The 21862-nt window shown below is 66.5% G+C and carries 19 protein-coding genes; 9 read left to right on the top strand and 10 right to left on the bottom strand.

Going from position 1 to position 21862, the window contains the following annotated elements; translation table 11 throughout:
- Positions 1-102: 102 nt before the first annotated feature.
- The 3 genes from K7G81_RS02410 to K7G81_RS02400 are packed head-to-tail and all read left to right on the top strand — an operon-like array spanning position 103 to position 3198.
- The gene (locus K7G81_RS02410) at positions 103-1506 is read left to right on the top strand and encodes a glycosyl transferase family protein (protein ID WP_223029132.1); all 1404 of its coding nucleotides are present in this window, start codon (positions 103-105) and stop codon (positions 1504-1506) included.
- Complete coding sequence (locus K7G81_RS02405) at positions 1503-2516, top strand: hypothetical protein (RefSeq protein ID WP_223029131.1); 1014 nt, start codon at positions 1503-1505, stop codon at positions 2514-2516. The genes K7G81_RS02410 and K7G81_RS02405 overlap by 4 nt, the downstream gene beginning before the upstream one ends.
- 49 nt (positions 2517-2565) lie before the next feature.
- Positions 2566-3198: a hypothetical protein gene (locus K7G81_RS02400; protein ID WP_223029130.1), complete on the top strand. Its 633-nt coding sequence runs from the start codon at positions 2566-2568 to the stop codon at positions 3196-3198.
- Between the two features lie 321 nt (positions 3199-3519).
- Here the strand turns inward: K7G81_RS02400 and K7G81_RS02395 are convergent, their stop codons facing one another.
- Genes K7G81_RS02395 through K7G81_RS02385 form a run of 3 tightly spaced genes read right to left on the bottom strand, consistent with a single transcriptional unit; the run spans position 3520 to position 6476 of the window.
- On the bottom strand, positions 3520-4371 hold the full coding sequence (locus K7G81_RS02395) for a S1/P1 nuclease (RefSeq protein WP_223029129.1): 852 nt from the start codon (positions 4369-4371) through the stop codon (positions 3520-3522).
- A 10-nt stretch (positions 4372-4381) separates the two neighbouring features.
- The gene (locus K7G81_RS02390) at positions 4382-5278 is read right to left on the bottom strand and encodes an isoaspartyl peptidase/L-asparaginase family protein (protein ID WP_369412010.1); all 897 of its coding nucleotides are present in this window, start codon (positions 5276-5278) and stop codon (positions 4382-4384) included.
- A complete protein-coding gene (locus K7G81_RS02385) occupies positions 5250-6476 on the bottom strand; it encodes an acyltransferase family protein (protein ID WP_223029127.1) in 1227 nt (408 codons plus the stop codon). Before K7G81_RS02385 ends, K7G81_RS02390 begins: the two co-directional genes overlap by 29 nt.
- Before the next feature lie 128 nt (positions 6477-6604).
- On the opposite strand from K7G81_RS02385, the gene K7G81_RS02380 reads away from it, so the two are divergent.
- Positions 6605-7396 carry a LytTR family DNA-binding domain-containing protein gene (locus tag K7G81_RS02380; RefSeq protein WP_223029126.1) on the top strand — a complete coding sequence of 264 codons (792 nt, stop codon included), beginning with the start codon at positions 6605-6607 and terminating at the stop codon, positions 7394-7396.
- Here K7G81_RS02380 and K7G81_RS02375 read toward each other — a convergent pair.
- Positions 7332-8564: an acyltransferase family protein gene (locus tag K7G81_RS02375; protein ID WP_223029125.1), complete on the bottom strand. Its 1233-nt coding sequence runs from the start codon at positions 8562-8564 to the stop codon at positions 7332-7334. The genes K7G81_RS02380 and K7G81_RS02375 overlap by 65 nt on opposite strands.
- A gap of 94 nt (positions 8565-8658) precedes the next feature.
- Here K7G81_RS02375 and ispG point away from each other — a divergent pair, with 94 nt between their 5' ends.
- From ispG to K7G81_RS02355, 4 genes are all read left to right on the top strand, one after another.
- On the top strand, positions 8659-9783 hold the full coding sequence (gene ispG, locus K7G81_RS02370) for a flavodoxin-dependent (E)-4-hydroxy-3-methylbut-2-enyl-diphosphate synthase (protein WP_223029124.1): 1125 nt from the start codon (positions 8659-8661) through the stop codon (positions 9781-9783).
- An 824-nt stretch (positions 9784-10607) separates the two neighbouring features.
- Positions 10608-11504, top strand: coding sequence for a DMT family transporter (locus tag K7G81_RS02365; RefSeq protein WP_223029123.1), 897 nt, complete (start codon positions 10608-10610; stop codon positions 11502-11504).
- Positions 11501-11977, top strand: coding sequence for a GNAT family N-acetyltransferase (locus K7G81_RS02360; RefSeq protein WP_223029122.1), 477 nt, complete (start codon positions 11501-11503; stop codon positions 11975-11977). The genes K7G81_RS02365 and K7G81_RS02360 overlap by 4 nt, the downstream gene beginning before the upstream one ends.
- Positions 11978-12013: 36 nt before the next feature.
- A complete protein-coding gene (locus tag K7G81_RS02355; RefSeq protein WP_223029121.1) occupies positions 12014-13375 on the top strand; it encodes an amino acid permease in 1362 nt (453 codons plus the stop codon).
- Here K7G81_RS02355 and K7G81_RS02350 read toward each other — a convergent pair.
- Positions 13331-14935: a phytoene desaturase family protein gene (locus K7G81_RS02350; RefSeq protein ID WP_223029120.1), complete on the bottom strand. Its 1605-nt coding sequence runs from the start codon at positions 14933-14935 to the stop codon at positions 13331-13333. The two genes, K7G81_RS02355 and K7G81_RS02350, sit on opposite strands and share 45 nt — an antisense overlap.
- Positions 14932-16089 (bottom strand): aromatic ring-hydroxylating oxygenase subunit alpha, encoded by a 1158-nt coding sequence (locus K7G81_RS02345; RefSeq protein WP_223029119.1) that lies wholly within the window; start codon positions 16087-16089, stop codon positions 14932-14934. The genes K7G81_RS02350 and K7G81_RS02345 overlap by 4 nt, the downstream gene beginning before the upstream one ends.
- 76 nt (positions 16090-16165) lie before the next feature.
- Between K7G81_RS02345 and K7G81_RS02340 the strand changes: the two genes are divergently transcribed.
- Entirely contained in the window at positions 16166-18517 is a 2352-nt protein-coding gene (locus K7G81_RS02340; protein WP_223029118.1) for a GH92 family glycosyl hydrolase, read from the top strand.
- Between the two features lie 16 nt (positions 18518-18533).
- Here the strand turns inward: K7G81_RS02340 and K7G81_RS02335 are convergent, their stop codons facing one another.
- The 4 genes from K7G81_RS02335 to gnd are packed head-to-tail and all read right to left on the bottom strand — an operon-like array spanning position 18534 to position 21821.
- Positions 18534-19268 carry an RNA methyltransferase gene (locus tag K7G81_RS02335; protein ID WP_223029117.1) on the bottom strand — a complete coding sequence of 245 codons (735 nt, stop codon included), beginning with the start codon at positions 19266-19268 and terminating at the stop codon, positions 18534-18536.
- A 32-nt stretch (positions 19269-19300) separates the two neighbouring features.
- Positions 19301-20050: an HAD-IIB family hydrolase gene (locus K7G81_RS02330; protein ID WP_223029116.1), complete on the bottom strand. Its 750-nt coding sequence runs from the start codon at positions 20048-20050 to the stop codon at positions 19301-19303.
- Positions 20047-20847: a Cof-type HAD-IIB family hydrolase gene (locus tag K7G81_RS02325; RefSeq protein WP_223029115.1), complete on the bottom strand. Its 801-nt coding sequence runs from the start codon at positions 20845-20847 to the stop codon at positions 20047-20049. The genes K7G81_RS02330 and K7G81_RS02325 overlap by 4 nt, the downstream gene beginning before the upstream one ends.
- Positions 20844-21821, bottom strand: a complete 978-nt coding sequence (gene gnd, locus K7G81_RS02320; RefSeq protein WP_223029114.1) for a phosphogluconate dehydrogenase (NAD(+)-dependent, decarboxylating) — start codon at positions 21819-21821, stop codon at positions 20844-20846. Before gnd ends, K7G81_RS02325 begins: the two co-directional genes overlap by 4 nt.
- Positions 21822-21862 lie beyond the last annotated feature (41 nt).

The raw sequence follows: 21862 nt of genomic DNA, 5'->3' as shown, positions 1-21862 counted from the left end.
GAAACGCGCGGCGGGCGATTTGGTTCTCTCGTGGGATCGTTTCGCCCTTGATGATTCTTTCCCGAATTGGAACAATGAGTTCGCGACTCGGGGGGCGCGCACATGATCGGGGGCGGGGTCGCCACGGCGATCGACATCGCGTTACGCGAAACCATGCTATTTGCCGCCGTCGGCATCCTGATCGGCGGTATCGACGACTTTGCCGTCGATCTCGTTTACCTCGCGCTTCGTGCCACCCGACGGGTGCGCGGCAAGCCGCCGCTGCTCGCCGACACGCCGATTACCCCGCCACCAAACCCGCGCCGCATCGTGATCTTCGTCCCCGCCTGGGACGAATCACGCGTGATTGGCGCGATGCTGCGCACCGCCCTCGCCCGGCTCGATCATCCCGATTACCGCCTCTATGTCGGCACCTATCCCAATGACCGCGCGACGATCGATGCCGTCGCCCGCGTCGCCGAAACCGATCCGCGTATCCGCCTCGTGATCGGCGATACGCCGGGCCCGACCACCAAGGGCGATTGCCTCAACGCCTTGTGGCGCGCGCTCCGCCGCGACGAGCAGTACGGCGAGCGAGCCGCCGTCGCCGTCGTGCTCCACGATGCCGAAGACGTGGTCCATGCCGCAGAGCTCAACATATTCGATCGCCTGATCGGGCGTTATGCGACCGTGCAGTTGCCGGTGCTGCCGCTGATCGATCGCGGGTCGCCACTCGTTGCCGGCCATTATTGCGACGAATTTGCCGAATCGCACACGAAAGTCCTGGTGGTTCGTACGGCATTGGGCGCCGGCATGCCGCTTGCCGGGGTGGGTTGTGCAATCTCTCGGCGCGCACTCGATGCGCTGGCGGCGGCGCGAAGCGGCATCCCGTTCGACGCCGCCAGCCTGACGGAGGATTACGAACTGGGGCTGACGATCGCGCGCAACGGCGGCCGTGGGGCGTTCGTTCGCACCGCCGAATCGCCGGGCGGTCCGCCGGTTGCGGTCCGCGCCCATTTTCCCGCGACGCGCGGCGCCGCCGTGCGCCAGAAAGCGCGCTGGATGACGGGGATCGCGCTCGCCGGCTGGGATCGGATCGGCTGGAGTCGCTGGAGCGACTGGCGCGATCACTGGATGCGGATGCGCGATCGCCGCGCCCCGCTCGAAGTGCTGGTGCTCTGCGCCGCTTATCTGTCGCTTGTGTTATGGACCGGCTCGCTCGGCTGCCACGCGATCACCGGCATCCCGGCGCGGCCGATCGACGCGAAAGTGCGCTGGCTGCTCGTCGCCAACGGTGCGTCGATGTTGTGGCGGCTGGCGATGCGCGCCTTGTTCACTGGCCGCGCCTATGGCCGGCGCGAGGCGATGCTCGCCGTGCCTCGCGCGCTTGTCGCCAACATCATCGCGATGCTCGCCGCGCGGCGCGCGCTGTGGCTCTACGTCAGGATGCTGTTCGACGGCGTGCCGCGCTGGGAAAAGACGGCGCATGACTTCCCTTCGGATATCGCCGGAACCGAGCAGCGATGACGCGCTCGGGCCGACCGCTGCGCTTCCTTGCGATCATGATCGCGGCGTGGATCGGCCTCAGAATATTCATGCTCTGGCCGCAAGCGCCCGGCGCGGCCCTGCCCTTCACCCCGCTCGCGACGCCGGCGCTAGCCACCGTGCCGACGCTGGCGCAAAAGACATCGCAACTGCCGATGCCCGGCGTCGCCAGCACGGCGCAAGCGATCGACGCGGCGGCGGCGCAACCCACGCCCTCCGCACACAATTCCCAGCTCACCGCGCTGGCACTCGCAGGGATGATCCGGTTCGACCGGGCGCAGATCGCCGCGGGTCCACCCGGAGAGCTAATCGCCCCGCCCCCGCCCCGGTCTTTCGCCGGCGCAGCAGCAACAGCAACGCAACAACATCGCTGGTCGGCCGACCTGTGGCTGGTCGCTCGCAACGGCCACGCCCCGCGCGCCGGATTCGGCGGCGGCGAGCTTGGCGGATCGCAGGCCGGCGCGCGGGTCGCTTATATGATCGATCGACGCCACCGCCTGGCCGCATTCGTGCGCGCCGATACGCCGCTCTCGGGCAAGGGGCGTGAGGCGGCAGCCGGCCTCGACTGGCAGCCGACGCGCCTGCCGGTACGCATCGTCGCCGAGGCGCGCGTGCCGCTTGATGGCGGCAAAGCCGCGCCCGCGGCGGGCCTGGTCGGCGGGTTCGGGTCGACCGAGCACGGCGGCGTCCGCCTCGAAGGCTATGGCCAGGCCGGCATTATCGCGCGCAACGGGGTGGAAGGATTCGCCGACGGCGCAATCCGCGCGACGCGGCCGCTCGGCACGCTCGCGGGGCTGGCATTCGATCTCGGCGCCGGCGGCTGGGGCGGCGCGCAACGCGATGCCGCTCGGCTCGATCTCGGCCCGACGCTGGGCGCGACCGTCCCGATCGGCCATCACGCGATCCGCGTGACTCTCGATTGGCGAGAACGCATCGCCGGCCACGCCCGCCCCGGCTCCGGCCCGGCACTGACGATCGGCGCGTCGTTTTAGAATTTCCGCCATTTACCGGTCGCTAAGCCGAACGGCGTATTGCAAGGCCATGAAGAAGCTGACTTTCTGCGTGATCGCCCTCGCCGTTGCGGCGCCCGCCTCGGCGCGCAAGCTATCGTTGCTGCCGTTCGATACCAAGCTGAGCTTCGCGCCAGCAGCGCCGGGCGTGATCGGGCCGGCGCATCCATTTTACCATCACATAGAAGTCGCGCCGATCGTCGGAATGCCCGAGAAACTCGGCGCATTCCTCGTTTCCTATACCAAGCGCGGCGAAGTCCAGGCCGCGCTCGAACGCACGATGGCCGATGCCGGCATGCTGGCGCCCGCCGGCACTACGCCGACGCTGCGGCTAACCGCCACCTGGATCGCTTTCGATGCGCCGCAGAAGATCAGCTTCTCCAGCCATGCCACGGTGACGATCCGCTATGAACTGTCGCGGATTCCGAGCGGTGACGTAATCTTCCGCCGCGACATCACCAACCAGGCCAAGGCGAGCGGTGGGGACGGGGCACAGCGGCTTCAAGGCACGGCTCGTTCGGTGATCCTTGCGAGCCTCGCATCGGCCACCTGGTGCCTCGAACAATCGCCGCTTGGCGGTGCGCCGCTCGATTGCACCTTGCATCCCGTAGGCCGTATCGGTGACCCCGTAAAAGTGTGGATGCCAATTCGGGTGCCGCGCTGAAATCGGTAAAACGGGGGCGAGCTGCCCTTGCCCAGGCGCTCAAGCCCCCGTCGATCGCCGCAGCGGTGCCGGGTTCGCCGGCGGCCCCACTCCTGCAGTTTCTGTTTTGTCAGCGCGACGACTCGATAACGACTAGGCCGAACCGCGCGCAAAAAAAAGGCCGGGACAAGCCCGGCCGTTTAAGTTTTTAGGAGAGGATGCCTGAAAGGCACGGTCTTTGTGCACCGCAGCAATGCTTTGTGCAAGTGCAAAACGCGCATTCGGTCCAACTTTTAACGCAACTGCAGCAAAAACGCCGTCTGCATCCGATGCGCACGCCTATCAGCCCAGCGCCTGATCGAGCAGCTTGGCGAGGCGCAGGCCACCGCGCTCGACCTGCAGCCGCGCGACCGGGACTTCCTTTGCGATCGTCGCTTCGTCCATCGCCACATGGCTCGGCTCGGGGCCGCAGGGCTGGCCATTCATCACGCTGGCATAGACCTGCTTCTGCGCGATTTCCCAGCTCTGGCGCGACCAGTCGGTGACGGTGCCGGCCTGCAACCTCGCCTTCACCGCCGCCGGATAGCGCCGGATCAGCGACGGGCCGGTGGTGATCGCGCGCTCGGCTAGCGGGCCATCCCAGATTGAGTGCAGGTTGAAATGCGGCGGCGCGTAGATGCCGTAGCTCGCCGCGACCTTATTGCCGCCGGCGTCGTGATCCTCGCCGGCGTGGAGCGGCTGGTGGATATCGCCGACCAGGTGCAGCAGGAAGGCAAGCGCGGTGACGCGTTCCTTCGTCGTGCCCTTGTCGCTCTTGAGCAGCTTCACGTCCTTCTCGATCTGCGCGGCGGCGCAATTGCCATCCTTGCACGCTGATTCGAGATCGAACGGCTGGCAGATTTCGACGTCCTGATAATGCCAGGCGTAGGTGTTCTTGAAGCGATCGCCGAGCTTCTTGATGCAATCGGGCCAGACCGCCGCCTCGGCCGGGGTCGCGGCGGGGCATTCGGGCGTATCGAGCACTGCCGATTGCTTGAGCAGCGCGAGGACATGCGCGCGCGTCGCGGGTTTGACGTTGGCCATCGCGATCTCGGCGATCGTCTCGTGGCCGAATTCCCAATAAGCGAGCGCGGGCGAAGCGACCGCGACCGTCAGCGTGACGGCGGCGGCAGCGGTAATGATACGACGTAACATGAGCGCGCCTCTAGCGCTCGTCGAGCGATTCGTCTCCGTAAATCGCCACGCGACGCGCCCCGCTGGCGTCGGCATAACCACGATTCATGCCTGCGGTGGTGAAGCTGGAGGCGACGCTGCCGTCAGCACCCGCCACTACCACCCCGCCGGTGCCACCAAGCGCCGTCACCTCCGCCATGACGGCGTCCGCCGCATGTGCCGCACCGTCGCCGAGCATGCGGATGCGCGCGGCGATTTCATGACTGACGGACTCGCGAATGAAGAATTCGCCCGATCCGGTCGCCGAGACGGCGCAGGCGCGGTCGTCGGCATAGGTGCCGGCGCCGATCAGCGGCGAATCGCCGATCCGGCCCCAGCGCTTGCCGGTGATGCCGCCGGTCGAGGTGGCGGCGGCGACATGGCCTTCGCGATCGCGCGCCACCGCGCCGACAGTGCCATATTTCATGTCGACGTCGAACCAGTCGGTCTTGTCGGCCTTCATCACGTCGAGCTGGCGGCGGCGCTCCTCGGTAGCGAACCAGCTCGGATCGACTTGTCCCAGATCCTGTTCGCGCGAGAATTGATCGGCGCCGACGCCCGACAGCATGACGTGCGGGCTCTTTTCCATCACCGCGCGAGCGAGACTCACCGGGTTGCGCGTGGCATGGACCCCGGTGACGGCGCCGGCGTCGCGACTTGCCCCGTCCATGATCGCGGCGTCGAGCCGGATGTCGCCTTCATAAGTGAACACCGCGCCACGGCCGGCGTTGAAATGCGGATCGTCCTCGAGCACGCGCACCGCCGCCTCAACGGCGTCGAGCGCGGTGCCGCCCGACGACAGCACCGCGCTCCCCGCGTCGAGGGCGCGCGCAAGCCCGTCGCGCGCGCCTTGTTCGGCCTCAGGCGCAATCTTCCCGCGCTCGAGCATTCCAGCTCCACCGTGGACCAGCAGGGTCCAGTCGCTTGATGTCGTCATGGCCGCTGCGCTTAGCAGAAGCCGGGCGCCGCGCCACCCTCAGGCCGATCAGCGGACGCAACCACGCGATCTCGCGACCGGCGAGATAGAAGGCCCAGCAGCCCGCGATCGTCGTCACGACAAGGATGGCGAACTCTGCGAGCGGCGAGACATGCACCGCAAGCAGAGCACCGCCGACCAGCACGATCACCGTCTGGTGGATGATGTAGAAGGGAAAGGTCGCCTCGGCGAGCGTTGCCCGCCAGCGATGGTCGTTGTTCCAGAAGCTCTCGGCGACGCCGATCAGCGCGGCGATCGCCGTCCACGTCTCGCCGTGGCGCACGAGGCGATAGATCGTGGTGACGCTCGATGAGGGAAAGCTGAAATCGGGATAGACGATCAGCAGCGTGGCGATCGTCGCATAGCAGGCGATCGCCAGTGCCGCCGCCGTCTTCCAATGCCGCGCCAGCGCCACCATCACCGGGGGCGATCCGGCCAGGCCGAAACCGAACAGGAAGGCTGGGATGTAGCGCAGGTGCGCGACGCCGTCGCCGAACAGATCGTGCGTATCCTCGATACGGTGGAACAGCACGGCTTCGAGCAGGATGAAATAGAGCGCCGGGATCACCAACGCGCGCCACCCCGAAAACGCGCGATCGAACAAGGCCTGCGTGCGATTCGCGCCGGGCAGCAGCGCGGCGAGCGACAGCAGCGCGGTGTAGGCCCACAGATAGGCAACGAACCACAGATGGTTCCAGGTCGGCATGACGATGCCGTACATCGTGCCGAAACGGAAATAATCGTGCAGCCAGAAATGGGCGAAGCCGTGGGCATAGCCATGCTGTGTCGTCACCTCGATCCAGGTCTGCGGTGGGACGATCACTGCCATGCCGAACAGCAGCGGCAACAACAGCCGGCCGCTGCGACGGCGGAAGAAAGCAGCGATCCCCGGCGACTTGGCGATCAGCGCGCGGCTGGCATAGCCCGACACCACGAACAGCAGCGTCAGCCGCCACGGGCTGGTCAGGAACATCGGAATCTCGGTCCAGATCAGCGGGTGCGCGGTCTTCACCTGAAAAGGCCAGGGCACGAAGACCATGCCGATATGGTAGAAGATCAACAACCCGAAGGCCCCGATCCGCAACCAGTCCATGCCATAATGTCGTTCCATTGCGTCCTCCATCGGTCGATGACGGATGACTGGCGCGGGCGGGTCGCCGCCGGTATCGGAGAGGGGCGAGAAGCTGCACCAGAGGGACGATGCTGCAACCGGGTGGGACGAGTGGCGGATGGCGCGGGATGAACGGAACGCAGCGCCGGCTGGCGCTCGCCTTCGCCGCCGGCTTCATCGTCATCCTCGCCGCGATCATGGTCGCCAATGCCGAGTCGATGCTGAGCGATCTCGCCGCCGACGACGTGCATCTGCGGCCCGATCTCGTCTGGTCGTGGGAATGGTCGAGCATGATCGCCTGGCTGACCGTCTATCCGCTGCTGTGGGTCGGCGTCGCGCGGATCAGGCCGCCACGCGTTTCATGGGGGCAGGTCGCGATCGCGGCGGTGATCGGGTGCCTGGTTGCCTCGGCATGGCACATCGGCCTGATGGTCGTGCTGCGGAAGGCCTATTATGCCTTGGCTGACGGCGGGCCGTATCGCTTCTTCGGGATCGTGCCGCATCGCATCCTCTATGAATTTCGCAAGGATATCGCGACCTATCTCCAGTTCGTCGCGCTCGCCGCGATCGCGCAATGGATGATCGCGCGCGCCGGCACGGCGGACGAGGCCTTGGTGAGGACGATCGCGGTCAGCGACGGCGCCGTTACCCATCGCGTGCCGATCGACGAGATCGAGAGCGTTTCCTCGGCGGCCAATTATGTCGAGATCGCTTGGGCGCACCGCACATTGCTGCACCGCGCGACGCTCGCCTCGGTCGAGGAGGAACTGGGCGAGGCGTTCGCGCGCATCCATCGCGGCCGGCTGGTGCGCCGCGACGCGGTACGCCGGATCGAGACCGACAAGAGCGGGGATTTCACCGTGACGCTGGCGAGCGGTGCCGCGTTGCGCGGGAGCCGGCGCTATCGCGAGCGGCTGTAGGCAACCGCTTCGGGCCGAGGCCGATCAGCGGTCGCAGCCAGCCGATCCGCCTGCCGATCCCGTAAAAAGCAGCGCAGCCGGCCACGGTTACCGCCAGCACGACAAGGAACTCGGCAGCATTGCCGAAATGCAGGGGTGCCAGCGCCCACACGGTAACGATGATGATCGGGTGGTGGATGATGTAGAAGGGGAACACCGCCTCGACCAATGTCGCGCGCCAGCGATGGTCGCGATTCCACCAGGTCTGCGCGACGTGGAACAGGATGAGGATCATGCTCCAGGCCATTGCCAGCCGCGCCATGCGGTCGAGCGCCATCACGGTGTGAGACGGCGCATCATGGTCAACGTAATGAAGTTCGAGCGCGGCGACGATCGTGCCGGCGAGCAACGCGACGGCCAGGCTCGGCCCGAACAGGCGCTTGAGGCTCGGCCATAGCGCCTCGGTGCCGCCGAGCGCGAAGCCGAACAGGAAGATCGGCAGATAGGCTGCGTGGCCGCCCCAGTCGGTAGTCAGGCCCTGGCGTTCGGGAACGATGAACATCAGGCTGAGCTTGGCAAGCGCGAGCCCGGCGGCGGGGAACCAGAGCAGACGGGAGCGGTGACCGAGTCGTTCGATCAGGCCGGAAAGCCGACGCGGCAGCGCCGCATCGCCGACCATCAATGCGCAGAGGATCGCGGTATAGGCCCAGAGATAGGCGACGAACCAGAGATGTTCCCAGCTCGGCATGTCGACGCCGAAGAAACGCCCCCAGCGCCAGTAATCGATCGCCCAGAAATGGCCGAGACCATGAGCATAGCCGGCTTCCCGCACGCGAATCCACACCTCGATCGGCGCGATTGCGACCATCCCGAAGGCCAGCGGGATCAGCAGGCGCTTGTTGCGCGAGGCGAGAAACGCGCGGACAGACGGCGATTTTTCATAAAGCCGGCGCGAGGCATAGCCCGACACGGCGAACAGCAACGCCAGCCGCCACGGCGTCAGCAACGCCATCGGCACGGTGAGCCAGTCGACCGGCGCGGAGGCCTTTATCACCCACGGCCAAGGCGAGAACGCCATGCCGATATGATAGAAGATCAAAAGGCCGAACGCGCCGATGCGCAGCCAGTCGAGCCCGTAATGGCGCAGCGTCGGTCGGTCGCGCTGCGGCGACACGCTGTCGTGATACATCCGCCTTCGGTCTCCGGCGTCGTTGCCAAGCCTTTCGCAGCGCCGCCCCAGCCGCTATATCTCCAATGTCCTCACCAAGAAGTTAGCGAGACACATGTCCGTACGTCCCTGGCGCGACATCATGCGCCGCAAGAGTCGCCAGATCATGGTCGGCAACGTCCCCGTCGGCGGCGATGCGCCGGTGACGGTGCAGACGATGACCAACACGCCGACCAGCGACGCCAAGGCGACGATCGACCAGATCCGCCGCTGCGAGGATGCCGGCGTCGACATCATTCGCGTAAGCTGCCCCGACGTCGAGAGCACCACAGCGTTGAAGCAGATCGTCCGCGCGAGCCGGGTGCCGATCGTCGCCGACATCCATTTCCACTACAAGCGCGCGCTGGAAGCCGCCGATGCCGGCGCGGCGTGCCTGCGGATCAATCCGGGCAACATCGGTTCCGAATCGCGAGTGCAGGAAGTCGTCAACGCCGCCAAGGCGAATGGCTGCGCGATCCGCATCGGCGTCAACGCCGGCAGCCTCGAGAAAGACCTGCTCGAGAAATATGGCGAGCCGTGTCCCGACGCGTTGGTCGAAAGCGCGATGGATCATATCAAGATCCTGCAGGATCATGATTTTCACGAATACAAGGTCGCGGTGAAGGCATCCGACCAGTTCCTCGCGGTCGCCGCTTATCAGCAGCTTGCCGAGATGGTCGATTGCCCGCTGCACCTCGGCATCACCGAGGCGGGCGGGTTCGTCGCCGGCACCGTCAAGTCGGCGATCGGCATCGGCTCGCTTCTGTGGTTCGGGATCGGCGACACGATCCGCGTCTCGCTGTCCGCCGAGCCCGAGGACGAAGTGCGCGTCGGGTTCGAGATCCTGAAGGCGCTCGGCATTCGCAATCGCGGCGTCCGCGTGGTGAGTTGCCCGAGCTGCGCGCGCCAGGGCTTCGACGTCATCCGCACCGTGCAGAAGCTCGAGGAACGCCTCCAGCACATTCGCACGCCGATGAGCCTGTCGGTGCTCGGTTGCGTGGTCAACGGCCCCGGCGAAGCGCGCGAGACCGACATCGGCCTGACCGGCGGCGGCAACGGCAAGCACATGGTTTATCTTTCGGGCGTCACCGATCACCATGTCCAGGACGCCGACATGATCGATCACATCGTCAAGCTGGTCGAGGCGAAGGCCGCGGAAATCGAAGCCGCGGAAACGGCGCAGGCGGTGGCGGCGGAATAGCCGCCGCGCCGGTGGCGGCGAGGCGAGTCGCGCGGGTCCACCGCCGTTAAGTGGAGAAAGTGTAGAGCCTGGCAGCGATTTGCCGGCCCTTGCGCCGGTGAAGCGCCTGCGACGCGCCTGTTGCGCGCGCATCGGCGACAGGGACGCGGCACCGGCGCGACTGACACGCGACACCAACGCAACACGAAGCGACACTGGCGCGCCGGCAACGCGATCGGGGAATGGACAGGTCAAAGAGCGATGGCCCGAGGGCCGTCCCGGTGTCTCAGAGAATTTCCAACATTGGAAGGGGATGGCTGGAGCGACGGCAGCTTTCGCCGCAATGGTGGACATGAATTTCTCTCCCCTTGCGGGAGAGAATAGCGGCGCTTGGCGGCTCTGCCGCCTAGCAGAGCTTAGTGAGGGGGATGCGAGGCCTCGCCTCGCGCGCGGCACAGCCGCGCATCCCCCTCACCAACTACGCCTAGGCAGCAAGCTGCCAAGGCTCCGTATCCTCTCCCGCCAGGGGGAGAGGATATCGGCATCCGCTGCCACCCAAATCCTCGCCGTTCATTGTCGGCGCGTTTGGGAAGGCGCGGGCGCGAGTTGACCCGATGTCGCGACGCGTGTCTTGCTTGGCGGGGGCATGGCAAGTCTGGATCTCCGCCTGCGCGGGGTGACGGTTGGGGGGCGTTGGTTGGTTCTCGCCGGATTGCGTAAAAGCAAGCGGGTCGCTGGTGGCGCCGCCCCTCCACCAAGCCGCTTTGCGGCTTGGTCCCCCTCCCCGTGAACGGGGAGGATCGTTTGGGTTTGCCGGGCGCGGCGGGGGCGGTATGCCACCGCGTATGACCCGTGCGCGGAGCCCCCAGTTTGCCTTTGCCGTCGCCGCGGTCGGGATCGCCAGCTATTCGTGCATGGATGCGCTGATGAAGGGGCTGTCGATCGCCAGTGGCGCGTATAGCGCGGTGTTGTGGCGCTCGATCGCCGGCGTGCTGCTGCTCGGGCCGGTGTTCCTCGTCCGGCGGCGGCCGTGGCCGACGCGTGAGGCGCTGCGGCTGCACTGGTGGCGCGGGCTGGCGGCTGGCGCCTCGGTGGTGCTGTTCTTCTGGGGACTGGTGCGCGTGCCGATGGCGCAGGGCGTCGCGCTGACCTTCCTGGCGCCGCTGATCGCACTCTACCTCGCCGCGGTGACGCTGGGCGAGCGGATCAGGCGCAGCGCGATCTGGGGCTCGGCGGTCGCCAGCCTCGGCGTGCTGGCGATCGCCGCGGGCGAGATCGAGGCGCAGGCCTCGACCGCGCATGTGCTGGGATCGCTGGCGATCCTCGTCGCCTCGCTGCTCTATGCGGTGAGCCTGATCCTGTTGAGACGGCAGGCGCAGGTGGCGGATTCGCTCGAAGTGGCGTTGTTCACCAGCATCGTGCTCGGCGGCGTGCTGCTGCTCGGCGCGCCGTGGTTTTCCGGGTTGCCGGAGGTCGCCGAGCTTCCGCGCATCGCCGGCGCGGCGGTACTCGGATCGATCTCGGCGGTGATGCTCGCCTGGGCCTATGCGCGCGCCGAGGCGCAGGTGCTGGCGCCAGTCGAATATACCGCGTTCGTCTGGTCGGGTATCCTCGGCTTCCTGGTGTTCGACGAGCGCGTGTCGCCTTATACGGTTGGCGGCGCGGCGCTGATCATCGCCGGGTGCGTGGTCGCGGTGCGCGGCTCCGCCCAGCCCGCGCCGCAAACGGAGGCTGCCGCATGACCATCATCCGCCCCGCCGGGCGCAACGACGTGCCCACCATCCTGCGCTTCGTGCGCGATCTCGCCGCGTTCGAGCGCGAGCCCGATGCGGTCGAGGCCGATGAAGAAGCGCTCGATCGCGCGCTGTTCGTCGAGAAATGCGCCGAGGCGGTGATCGCCGAGCGCGACGGCGCCGCGGTGGGTTTCGCGGTCTTTTTCCACAATTTCTCGACCTGGACGGGAAAGAAGGGCCTGTATCTCGAAGACCTCTACGTCACGCCCGAGGCACGCGGCACCGAGGTCGGCACGCATTTGCTCAAGCATCTCGCCGCGATCGCGGTCGAGCGCGATTGCGCGCGGTTCGAATGGGCGGTGCTCGACTGGAACCAGCCGGCGATCGATTTCTACACCAGCCAGGGCGCCGAGATGATCGCGGAATGGCGCATCGAACGCGTTACCGGAAAGGCGCTGGCGCGGCTCGCCCAAGCCCGATAGGCTGCGTCGTCCGTGGGGCCTTTTTGGGGGGCACCGATGACGACGACCGAGACCGTGACCGTCGTACCCGCCGAGCCGCCGCGCGCGCTCGGTTTCTGGATGTGCCTCGCGCTGGTGATGGGCAGCATGATCGGATCGGGCATCTTCCTGCTGCCCGCGGCGCTGGCGCCGTTCGGCTGGAATGCCGTCTTCGGCTGGCTGGTCGCGATCGCCGGGGTGCTGTGCATGGCGCGGGTGTTCGCGCATCTCGCCCGCGTGATGCCCGAAAGCGGCGGCCCCTATGTCTATGCGCGCCAGGCGTTCGGCGAAATGGGCGGCTTCCTGGTCGCCTGGAGCTACTGGATATCGGTGTGGAGCGCCAATGCGGCGATCGCGATCGCGGCGGTGAGCTATCTGTCGAGCTTCTTTCCGGGGATTGCGGCGGTGCCGGGATTGCCGGCATTGGTCGCGATCGGGCTGATCTGGCTGTTCACCGCGATCAACCTGTGGGGCGTCGGCATCGCCGGCCGCGTGCAGGTGGTGACGACGCTGCTCAAGCTGGTGCCGTTCGCCGCGGTGATCCTGATCGTCATTGGCGTGCTCACGGTGCACGGCACGGCCTCGCTGGCGACGTATCGCGGCGAGACGATCGGATTGGGCGCGATCAGCGCGGCGGCGGGGCTGACGATGTGGCCGATGATCGGCTTCGAGGCCGCGACCGTGCCGGCCGGCCGCGTGGTCGATCCCGATCGCACCGTCCCGCGCGCCACCTCGCTCGGCACGCTGGCGACGGGCGCGTTCTATCTGATCGTCTGCTCAGGGATCATCCTGATGATGCCGGCAGACGCCATCGCCGGTTCGAATGCGCCGTTCGGCACCTTCGTCGCGCATTTCTGGGCGCCGGGGCCGGCGGCGCTGATTACCCTGTTCGCCACGATCAGCGTATTGGGCACGCTCAACGGCTGGGTGCTGGTGCAGGGCGAGTTGCCCACCGCGCTGGCGCATGACGGGCTGTTCCCGCGCTGGTTCGCGCGGCTATCCGCGCGGGCGACGCCCGTGCGCGCGCAATTGCTGTCGAGCGGGCTCGCCTCGGTGCTGGTCGCCTCGAACTACGCCAAGTCGATGGGCGCGATGTTCGTGTTCATGGGGATGATGTCGACCGCGATCACGCTGATCGTCTATTTCTTCGTGATGATCGCCGCGCTGACCGAATATGCCCGCGGCCGCTTCGGGCGCCGGCCGACAGTGCCCGCGCTGGCGATCGCGGGGCTCGCCTTCGCGATCTGGGCGCTGGTCGGGATCGGGCTCGGCTCGGACAAGTGGAGCGCGATCCTGTTCCTGAGCGGCATTCCGGTGTTCCTGCTGATGCGCCGCTCACGCCCGGCGGCGGAAGCGGCCGAGCAGGCTGCGGTCGCGTAGCACTTCGCGCGCGGCATTGTGCCCCGGCGCGCCGGTGACGCCGCCGCCGGGATGGGTGCCGGCGCCGCACATATAGAGCCCGCGGATCGGCCCGCGATAGGCGGCGTTGCCGAGCACCGGGCGCGCCGCCCAGAGCTGGTCGAGCGTCATGTTGCCGTGCATGATATCGCCGCCGATCAGGCCGAATTTGCGCTCCAGCCCCTTGGGCGAGAGGATCATCGTGCCGAGGATCGACCTGCGGAAGCCGGGCGCGACGGCCTCGACGGTGTCGATGATCGTCTCGGCGGCGGCATCCTCCTCGTCATCCCAGTCGCGACCATCGGGGAGTTCGGGGGCGAATTGCTGGCAGAACAGGCTGGCGACATGCTGTCCCGGCGGCGCGAGGCTGTCGTCGACGGTCGAGGGGATCAGCATCTCGACGATCGGGCGCTTCGACCAACCGTGGATCTTCGCGTCGGTGAACGCGCGATCCATGTAATCGAGCGTGGGGGCGAGGATGATGCCGGCCTGATGGTGCTCGCCCGGTTCGGGCAGGCAGGTGAAGCGCGGCAGCTCGGAGAGCGCGACGTTCATGCGGAAGGTGCCCGATCCGGCCTTGAAGGCGCGGATGCGGCGGTGGAATTCGTCGGTCAGGTCGCTCGGGTCGATCAGGCGCTCGTACAGCAGCTTCGGCCCGACATTGGCGATCACCGTGTCGCTGATCACTTCCTCGCCGCTCGTCAGTTTGACGCCCACCGCCTTGCCATTTTCGACGAGTACGCGGCTGACGGGCGAGTCGAGGCTGATCTCGACGCCCGCCTCGCGGCACACCGCGGCCATAGCCTGGGTGATCGCCCCCATTCCCCCAACCGAGTGGCCCCAGGCCCCCTTCTTGCCGTTGACCTCGCCGAAGACGTGGTGGAGCAGGACATAGGCCGATCCGGGCGTGTCCGGGCTGGCATAATTGCCGACCACCGCGTCGAAACCGAATGCGGCCTTGACCGGCTCGCTCTCGAACCAGCCATCGAGAAACTGGCGCGCAGATTTGACGAACAGGTCGAGCACGTCGCGCTGCTGGTCGAGCGGCATCTTCGCCAGCAGCCGGCCCTGCGCCGCGCCGTCGATCAGCGTGCGCAACCCGTCGCCGACGTTGGGCGGCGCCTTGAGCGCGAGATCGCGCAGCACTTCGGCGACGTTTTCGAGCGCATCGTAATAGGTCGGCAGTGTTTCGGCGTCGCGGTTCGAGAACCTGCGGAACTCGGCCCGCGTCCGCTCGAGCCCGCCGCCGAGCTTGAGATAGCCGCCATCGGGCTGCGGCAGGAAGTTGGAGATCGGGCGTTCGATCACCCGATAGCCGTGATCGGCGAGCTTCATGTCGGCGATCACCTTGGGCTGCAGCAGGCTGACGGTGTAGCTCGCCACCGAATTGCGGAAACCGGGGTGGAATTCCTCCGTCACCGCCGCGCCACCAACCACGGCGCGCCGCTCGACGACACGGACCTTCAGCCCCGCGCGCGCGAGATAGAATGCGCAGACGAGGCCGTTGTGCCCCGCGCCGATGATGACGGCATCGTATTTCATCGCGACCACCCCGCCGGCTTGCGATGCTCGCGCGCCTCCGGGATCAGCTCCCTGATCTTCCGCGCGAAATTGCGCAGGCACACCTCGCTCTCGCCGATCGGGCCGACGGTGAAGCTGTCGGACGCCATCCCGGCCTGCACGCGCGCGATCAGCGCGGTGTCCTCGGCATTGACCTGGCGGTTGATCCGCCAATTGAGGTAGCGCGCGGCCCTCATCTCGCGGCGATCATCGGAAAGCGCGTAGCTGATCTCGCGGATCAGCGTTTCGGTGGGGGACACGGGCAGGAACTGCATGAAGTCGATCTGATCCGGATAGATGTCGAACGCGACGTTGGGCCACAGCTTGAAATAGAGCCACAGCCGCTGATGGCTATCGGGCAAGTGTGCCACCGCGGGCAGGAAATGCTGATAGGCGCGTTCGGACAGGTTCGCGGACGGCCGCTCGACCAGTTCGCCCCACATGCGATCGACGTGGGTTTCGGCCTCGACGCCGTAGCCGCGACCGAACAGCCGAGTGAGGCCGGGATGCGCGACCGGGATATGCAGGCCGTCCGAATAATTGTCGGCGACGTTCTTCCAGTTGACCGCGCGCGGGCGCATCGTGACGCGGCCGAGCGCGCGCAAGTTCTCGAAGCGATAGGTCTCGATCATCGCTTCATACGGCGCCATCATCGCGGCGACCGAAGGCCCGCCCGCTTCGAGCCGGACAAAGACGAAGCCGCGCCAGAGTTCGAGTTCGACCGGCGCGAGGCCGCTGGCCGTCATGTCGAGTGACGCGTAATCGCGGCGGTTCGGCACACCCACCAGCCGTCCATCGAGATCGTAAGTCCAGGCATGGTAGGGGCAGACCAGCTTCTTCGCGCAGCCGCTGCTGCCGTCCACCAGCCGGGAGCCGCGATGGCGGCAGACATTGGTGAAAGCGCGCACCTCTTCGTCGCCCCCTCGAATGACGAGGATGCTTTCGCCGAGAAACTCGAGCGTGTGCCAATCGCCCGCCGCGGGAATATCGCTGACGTGGCAGACGACCTGCCAGCTTGGCCGCATCACGCGTGCCATCTCGACCGCGAAATAATCGGGATCGTGATAGAGCCAGGCGGGGAGGCTCCAGTCGGCGTCGGGATCGGCGTTGGGGCGCGGTGCGGTGCGGATGGCCATTGTTTCGGTATAGCGACAAGCAGGCGCGGCGCGAAGTCGGGTGACTTATCGAAAACGATTTGCTTTAACCGCCCGCATGACATTCACCCGCTCGCGCGTCGCCCGGCTGCTCGGTGCAGCAGCCCTGGTCTCCACCTCGATCGCGGGCTTCGCCGCGCCGCCGCAATCGAGCGCCTATGATGCGGTCGATCCGATGATCGGGACGAGCGGCGGTGGCCACACTTTCCCGGGCGCGACCGCGCCGTTCGGGATGGTCCAACTCAGCCCCGACACCGAGATCAAGAACTTCAAGCAGAGCTATCCGTGGGCGGCCGGCTATCAATATAAGGATCCGACGATCCTCGGCTTCTCGATGACGCATTTCTCGGGCGCCGGGCACAGCGATCTCGGCGATTTCCTGATCGCGCCGGCGGTCGGCGACGCGGCGGCGGTGAAGCTCGATCCGGGCACGTCAGATACCCCCGGCTCGGGCTATCGCTCGCGCTTCAGCCACGATACCGAAACGGCGCGGCCGGGCTATTATGCGGTGACGCTCTCAGACCCCGGCGTCCGCGCCGAAATGACCGCGGGGACGCGCGTCGGCGTGCACCGTTACACGTTCCCGGCAAGCCAGGCAGCGCACCTTGTCCTCGACATGCGATCGAGCATCTATAATTACCCCGGCAAGGTGCTGTGGTCGTCGCTGCGCATCATGCCCGACGGCACGATCGTCGGCAGCCGCCAGACGCGCGGCTGGGCGCCCGATCGCAAGCTTTATTTCGCGATGCGCTTCTCCGCCCCGCTCAAGGACCATGCCTTCGTCGATCGGGGCGATGACGTCGTCTACAAGGGCTTTCAGGGCCCCGGGCGCGGCGAGGACGACGTGCAGGCGATTACCGGGCGCGATCTCGTCGGGCGGTTCGATTTCGGCACGCTGGCCAAGCCGCTGGAGGTCAAGATCGCGATCTCGTCGGTCGACGAAAAGGGCGCGATCGCCAATCTCGCCAGCGAGCCCGGCAATTTCGATCAGATCGAGGCCAAGACCGTCGCCGCGTGGCAATCGGCGCTGAGCGCGATCGACGTGTCCGCTTCCAAGGACGAGCGCACCAGCTTCTACACCGCGCTTTACCACACGCTGCTCGCTCCCTCGGTCGCGGGCGATGCCGACGGGCGCTATCGCGGGCCGGACAATCAGGTCCACAAGGCCGATGGCTTCACTTTCCATTCGACCTTCTCGCTATGGGATACCTTCCGCGCCGAGCATCCGCTGATGACGATCATCGAGCCCGATGCGAAGAATGCCGATTTCATCAACTCGCTGATCGCCAGCCAACAGGACAGCCCGTTCGGCATCCTGCCCGTCTGGCAGTTCCAGGGGCAGGAAACCTGGTGCATGATCGGCTATCACGCCGTGCCCGTCATCGCCGACGCATATCTCAAGGGCATCAAGGGCTTCGATGCCGACGCCGCGCTCAAGGCAATGGTCGCCAGCGCAACCTATGGCCAATATGGCGACCTCAAGGATTACATGAAGCTCGGCTATGTGCCGATCGACCACGAGCCCGAGGCGGCATCGAAGACGGTCGAATATGCCTATGACGACTGGACCATCGCGATGATGGCCAAGAAGATGGGCAAGGACGATATCGCCGCGACCTTCTTCAAGCGCGCGCAGAATTGGCGCAACAGCTTCGATTTCAAGCAAGGCTGGGTCCGCGCGCGACTTTCAAACGGCAAGTTCCGCGAGCCGTTCACGCCGACCTCGATCAAATACGGCTCGGATTATACCGAGGGCAATGCCTGGCAATATTCGTGGTTTATGCCGCAGGACGAGGGCGGGCTTATCAAGGCGCTGGGTGGCGACGCGGCGACGGTCAAGAAGCTCGACGCGATGTTCAATTACGACAATTCGAAGCTCGATTATTCGGACTCGGAGGATATCGCCGGGTTGATCGGCCAATATATCCACGGCAACGAGCCGAGCCATTCGGTCGCCTATCTCTACGAATATGCCGGCCAGCCATGGCGCACGCAGGAACGACTGAAGCAGATCGTCGACAGCCAGTATCGCATCACGCCCGATGGCTTCGCGGGCAATGACGATCTCGGGCAGATGTCGGCCTGGCTGATCTTCACCTCGATGGGCTTCTATCCGGTGACGCCGGGCAGCGGGCAATATGTCATCGGCAGGCCGTTCGTCGACAAGGCGGTCATCAATCTGCCGTCGGGCAAGCATTTCACGATCACCGCGGACAATCTGTCCGACGCGAACCGCTACGTCGGCAGCGTGACGCTCAACGGCAAGCCGCTCACCCGCAGCTACATCACGCATGACGAGATCGAGAGCGGCGGCGAGTTGCACTTCACCATGCAGGCGACGCCCAACAAGACCTGGGCGACCTCCGTCGCCGCGCGCCCCTATTCGATGACGGGGTTCGGCAAACGCTGACCCCCCGCGCGGACGCCTATCCTCCGCGCGGCCGCTTCGCGCCGTCGAGCGCGCTCAGCACGCCGCGCAGCGTGCGCAATTCCTGGCTCGACCAGCCCGGCTTGGTCAGCATCGTCCGCAGCGTTCGCCTGGTCGCCGGCGTGCGCTCGGGCGGATGGAAGAAGCCGGTGCGTTCGAGCATGTCGTCGAGCTGCCCGATCATGCCTTCGAACTCCTCCTGCGATGCCGGCGGATCGAGCTCGGTCTCGGGCGGCGAGGCCAGCGCCATCCCCTTCGACCATTCATAAGCGACCAGAATCACCGCCTGCGCGAGGTTGAGCGAGCCGAACTCGGGATTGATCGGCACCGTCACGATCGTCCGCGCCAGCGCGACGTCGTCGGTCTCCAGCCCGGATCGCTCGGGCCCGAACAGGATCGCCGAGCGCCCGACCTGCCCGTGGATCTCGCGCGACGCGGCTTCGGGCGTCAGCACCGGCTTGGTCACGCCGCGTTTGCGCACCGTCGTCGCATAGACATGCGCGCAATCCGCCACCGCCTCGGCAACGCTGTCGAACACCCGCGCGCCTTCCAGCACGATATCGGCGCCCGACGCGGCCGGCCCCGCGCTCGGGTTCGGCCAGCCGTCGCGCGGGGTGACGAGACGCATCTCGGTCAGCCCGAAATTGAGCATCGCGCGCGCCGCCTTGCCGATATTCTCGCCGAGCTGCGGACGGACGAGGACGATGGCGGGCGGCAGAACGGTCTCGATCATCGCGCCGCCCTATCGCCGATTGCGACGACCGACTAGTCCTTCAGGCAGGCGACCACCGCCGCGATCACGCTCATCGTATCCTGCGCATCGCGCACCTTGACGGTGTCGAGTCCGAGTTCCCTGGCCGGATAATCGTTGCCGCCGGGGAAGATCGCGTCGCCGATGAACAGCATGGCGTCGAGCGCGATCCCGCTCTGCTCGCTCAGTTTCCTGAGGCCATAGGCCTTGTCGACGCCCGCGCGCGTCACGTCGATCGAGGTGGTGCCGCCGATGTTGATCGCCAGCCCCGGCAGCCGCCGCTGCAGATCGACCTGGATCACCTTGCGCTTGGCGTGATCGGGATCCCACGCTTCCTTGGCGTCGAGCGGCGCTTGCTGGCCGAGCGCGGAAAAGGTGATCTGGCTGCCGCGATCCTCGATCCGCTCGCCCCAACTCCGCTCGGGCACGAAGCCGGTCGCATCGAGCGCGGCATCGAAGGCAGCGACGATTTCCTTCTTCTCATCGTCCGAGAAGAGTTCGGCGTAAACCGCCGACCACGAACCATTTCGATAGGTGTAGAGCTTGGTGCCGGTGGTCGGCATCAGCCACAGCCGGCCGCGGTCGGCACGCTGCGGCAACCGGCTCGCCACCTGCTTGTCGAACTGCGGCCAGTCCCCGCCCGAGATCACCGCGACATCGGCCACGCCGAGCAGGTCGGCAAGCGCTTCCGCCATGTCGTCGGTCAACGCCTGCTTGCTTTCGGCGAGCGTGCCGTCGAGATCGAACGCGACCAGCGTCTTCATGCCATCGCTCGCAGGATCAGCGTATCGATCGCATGGGCGACGCCGCTCTCATCGTTGGACAGGGTGACGTCGTCGGCCTGCGCCTTCACCGCCTCGGTCGCATTGCCCATCGCGATCGAGCGCCCGGCGCGCGCGAACATCGCCAGGTCGTTGGCCTGGTCGCCGATCGCGATCGTGTCGGCAAGATCGACGCCCATCGCGCGCGCCAGTGCCGCGATGCCGTCGCCCTTGTTGGCGCCTTGTGCGGTCACATCGAGATAATAGGTCTGTGACTGCACCACCGTCGCCGCCGCGCCGAACGCCGCCGCCGCGCGATCGTGCAGCCCGTTGAGCAGCGGCTGGTCGTCGCTGACGAAGGTGATCTTGTCGGCATGGTCGAGCAGCGCGGCGATATCGCCGGTGACGATCGGTTGCCGGTTTGAGGCGCGTATCTCATGCTCAACATGCACACCCTCGCCCGAGCTTGCATACCAGCGATCGTCGGCGAACACCCAGCGATCGACCGGCGCGCCGGCCATCAGGTCGATCATGCCCCGGGCAACCTCCGGCTCGATTGTCTCGTGGGCGCAGATCTCGCCATCGCGATCGAACACGATGCCGCCGTTGAACGCGCCCATCGGCGCATCGAGATCGAGCGCCTCGGCGATCCACATCATGCCGGATCGCGGCCGCGCGCTGATGATCGTGAAGCCCAGTCCGGCCGCGCGCAACCGCGCGACCGCCGCCTTGTTCGCCTCGCTCAATGCCTTGTTCGAATCGACCAGCGTGCCGTCGACATCGCAGACGACCAGCGTCATTGCGGGATCTCGACGTGGCCCCCGAAACCAAAGCGCATCGCGGAAAGCAGTTTGTCGCCAAAGGTATGCTCGACGCGGCTGCGATAGCGCGCGAACAAGGCGGCGGTCAGCACATTGGCCGGCACCGCTTCCTCCATCGCCGCCTCGATCGTCCAGTGGCCCTCGCCCGAATCGGCGACATTGCCTTCGAACTGTTCGAGCATCTGATCCGCGGCCAGCGCCGAGGCGGTGAGATCGAGCAGCCATGACGAGATCACGCTGCCGCGCCGCCACACCTCGGCAACGTCGGTCAGGTTGATGTCGAACCGCTCATCCTCGGGCAGCTTGTCCGATGACTTCGATTTCAGGATATCGAACCCTTCGGCATAGGCCTGCATCAGCCCGTATTCGATGCCGTTGTGAACCATCTTGACGAAGTGGCCCGCCCCGGCCGGGCCGGCGTGGATATAGCCCTTCTCGGCGCGCGGGTCTTCGCCTTCCTTGCGCTTGGTGCGCGGGATCGTGCCGAGCCCCGGCGCCAGCGCCTCGAAGATCGGATCGAGCCGCCGCACTTCCTCGTCCGGCCCGCCGATCATCATGCAATAGCCGCGCTCGAGCCCCCACACGCCGCCCGAGGTGCCGACGTCGATATAGTGGATGCCCTTCTCGCGCAGTGCCTTCGCGCGGCGGATATCGTCCTTGTAGAAGGTGTTGCCGCCATCGATGATGACGTCGCCCTGGGCGATGATCCCGGCAAGTTCCTTGATCGTGCTTTCGGTCGGCGCGCCGGCGGGCAGCATCACCCAGAACGTGGCGTGGTTGCCAAGCTTGGCTTTCATGTCCTCCAGCCCGTCGGCGCCGGTCATCCCGTCCTTGACCACATCGGCGACCGCATCGGCCGATCGATCCCAGCCGACCACTTCGTGCCCGTGCTGCATCAATCGCCGCGCAATGTTGCCGCCCATGCGGCCGAGCCCGATGACGCCGATTTTCATGTGTTTCTCCGATTGGGGTCAGGAAAGACGCCGTCCCGATC

Origin of the sequence: Hephaestia mangrovi (assembly GCF_019880555.1) — a bacterium.
Lineage (GTDB): Bacteria > Pseudomonadota > Alphaproteobacteria > Sphingomonadales > Sphingomonadaceae > Sphingomonas > Sphingomonas mangrovi.
The sequence above is the reverse complement of the archived record's forward strand: the minus strand, read 5'-3'. Positions and strand labels throughout refer to the sequence as shown.

Coding starts and splice junctions, on each gene's coding strand:
- K7G81_RS02410 (WP_223029132.1), top strand. CDS start 103: ATGATCGGGGGCGGGGTCGCCACGGCGATCGACATCGCGTTACGCGAA.
- K7G81_RS02405 (WP_223029131.1), top strand. CDS start 1,503: ATGACGCGCTCGGGCCGACCGCTGCGCTTCCTTGCGATCATGATCGCG.
- K7G81_RS02400 (WP_223029130.1), top strand. CDS start 2,566: ATGAAGAAGCTGACTTTCTGCGTGATCGCCCTCGCCGTTGCGGCGCCC.
- K7G81_RS02395 (WP_223029129.1), bottom strand. CDS start 4,371: ATGTTACGTCGTATCATTACCGCTGCCGCCGCCGTCACGCTGACGGTC.
- K7G81_RS02390 (WP_369412010.1), bottom strand. CDS start 5,278: ATGCTCGAGCGCGGGAAGATTGCGCCTGAGGCCGAACAAGGCGCGCGC.
- K7G81_RS02385 (WP_223029127.1), bottom strand. CDS start 6,476: ATGGAACGACATTATGGCATGGACTGGTTGCGGATCGGGGCCTTCGGG.
- K7G81_RS02380 (WP_223029126.1), top strand. CDS start 6,605: ATGAACGGAACGCAGCGCCGGCTGGCGCTCGCCTTCGCCGCCGGCTTC.
- K7G81_RS02375 (WP_223029125.1), bottom strand. CDS start 8,564: ATGTATCACGACAGCGTGTCGCCGCAGCGCGACCGACCGACGCTGCGC.
- ispG (WP_223029124.1), top strand. CDS start 8,659: ATGTCCGTACGTCCCTGGCGCGACATCATGCGCCGCAAGAGTCGCCAG.
- K7G81_RS02365 (WP_223029123.1), top strand. CDS start 10,608: ATGACCCGTGCGCGGAGCCCCCAGTTTGCCTTTGCCGTCGCCGCGGTC.
- K7G81_RS02360 (WP_223029122.1), top strand. CDS start 11,501: ATGACCATCATCCGCCCCGCCGGGCGCAACGACGTGCCCACCATCCTG.
- K7G81_RS02355 (WP_223029121.1), top strand. CDS start 12,014: ATGACGACGACCGAGACCGTGACCGTCGTACCCGCCGAGCCGCCGCGC.
- K7G81_RS02350 (WP_223029120.1), bottom strand. CDS start 14,935: ATGAAATACGATGCCGTCATCATCGGCGCGGGGCACAACGGCCTCGTC.
- K7G81_RS02345 (WP_223029119.1), bottom strand. CDS start 16,089: ATGGCCATCCGCACCGCACCGCGCCCCAACGCCGATCCCGACGCCGAC.
- K7G81_RS02340 (WP_223029118.1), top strand. CDS start 16,166: ATGACATTCACCCGCTCGCGCGTCGCCCGGCTGCTCGGTGCAGCAGCC.
- K7G81_RS02335 (WP_223029117.1), bottom strand. CDS start 19,268: ATGATCGAGACCGTTCTGCCGCCCGCCATCGTCCTCGTCCGTCCGCAG.
- K7G81_RS02330 (WP_223029116.1), bottom strand. CDS start 20,050: ATGAAGACGCTGGTCGCGTTCGATCTCGACGGCACGCTCGCCGAAAGC.
- K7G81_RS02325 (WP_223029115.1), bottom strand. CDS start 20,847: ATGACGCTGGTCGTCTGCGATGTCGACGGCACGCTGGTCGATTCGAAC.
- gnd (WP_223029114.1), bottom strand. CDS start 21,821: ATGAAAATCGGCGTCATCGGGCTCGGCCGCATGGGCGGCAACATTGCG.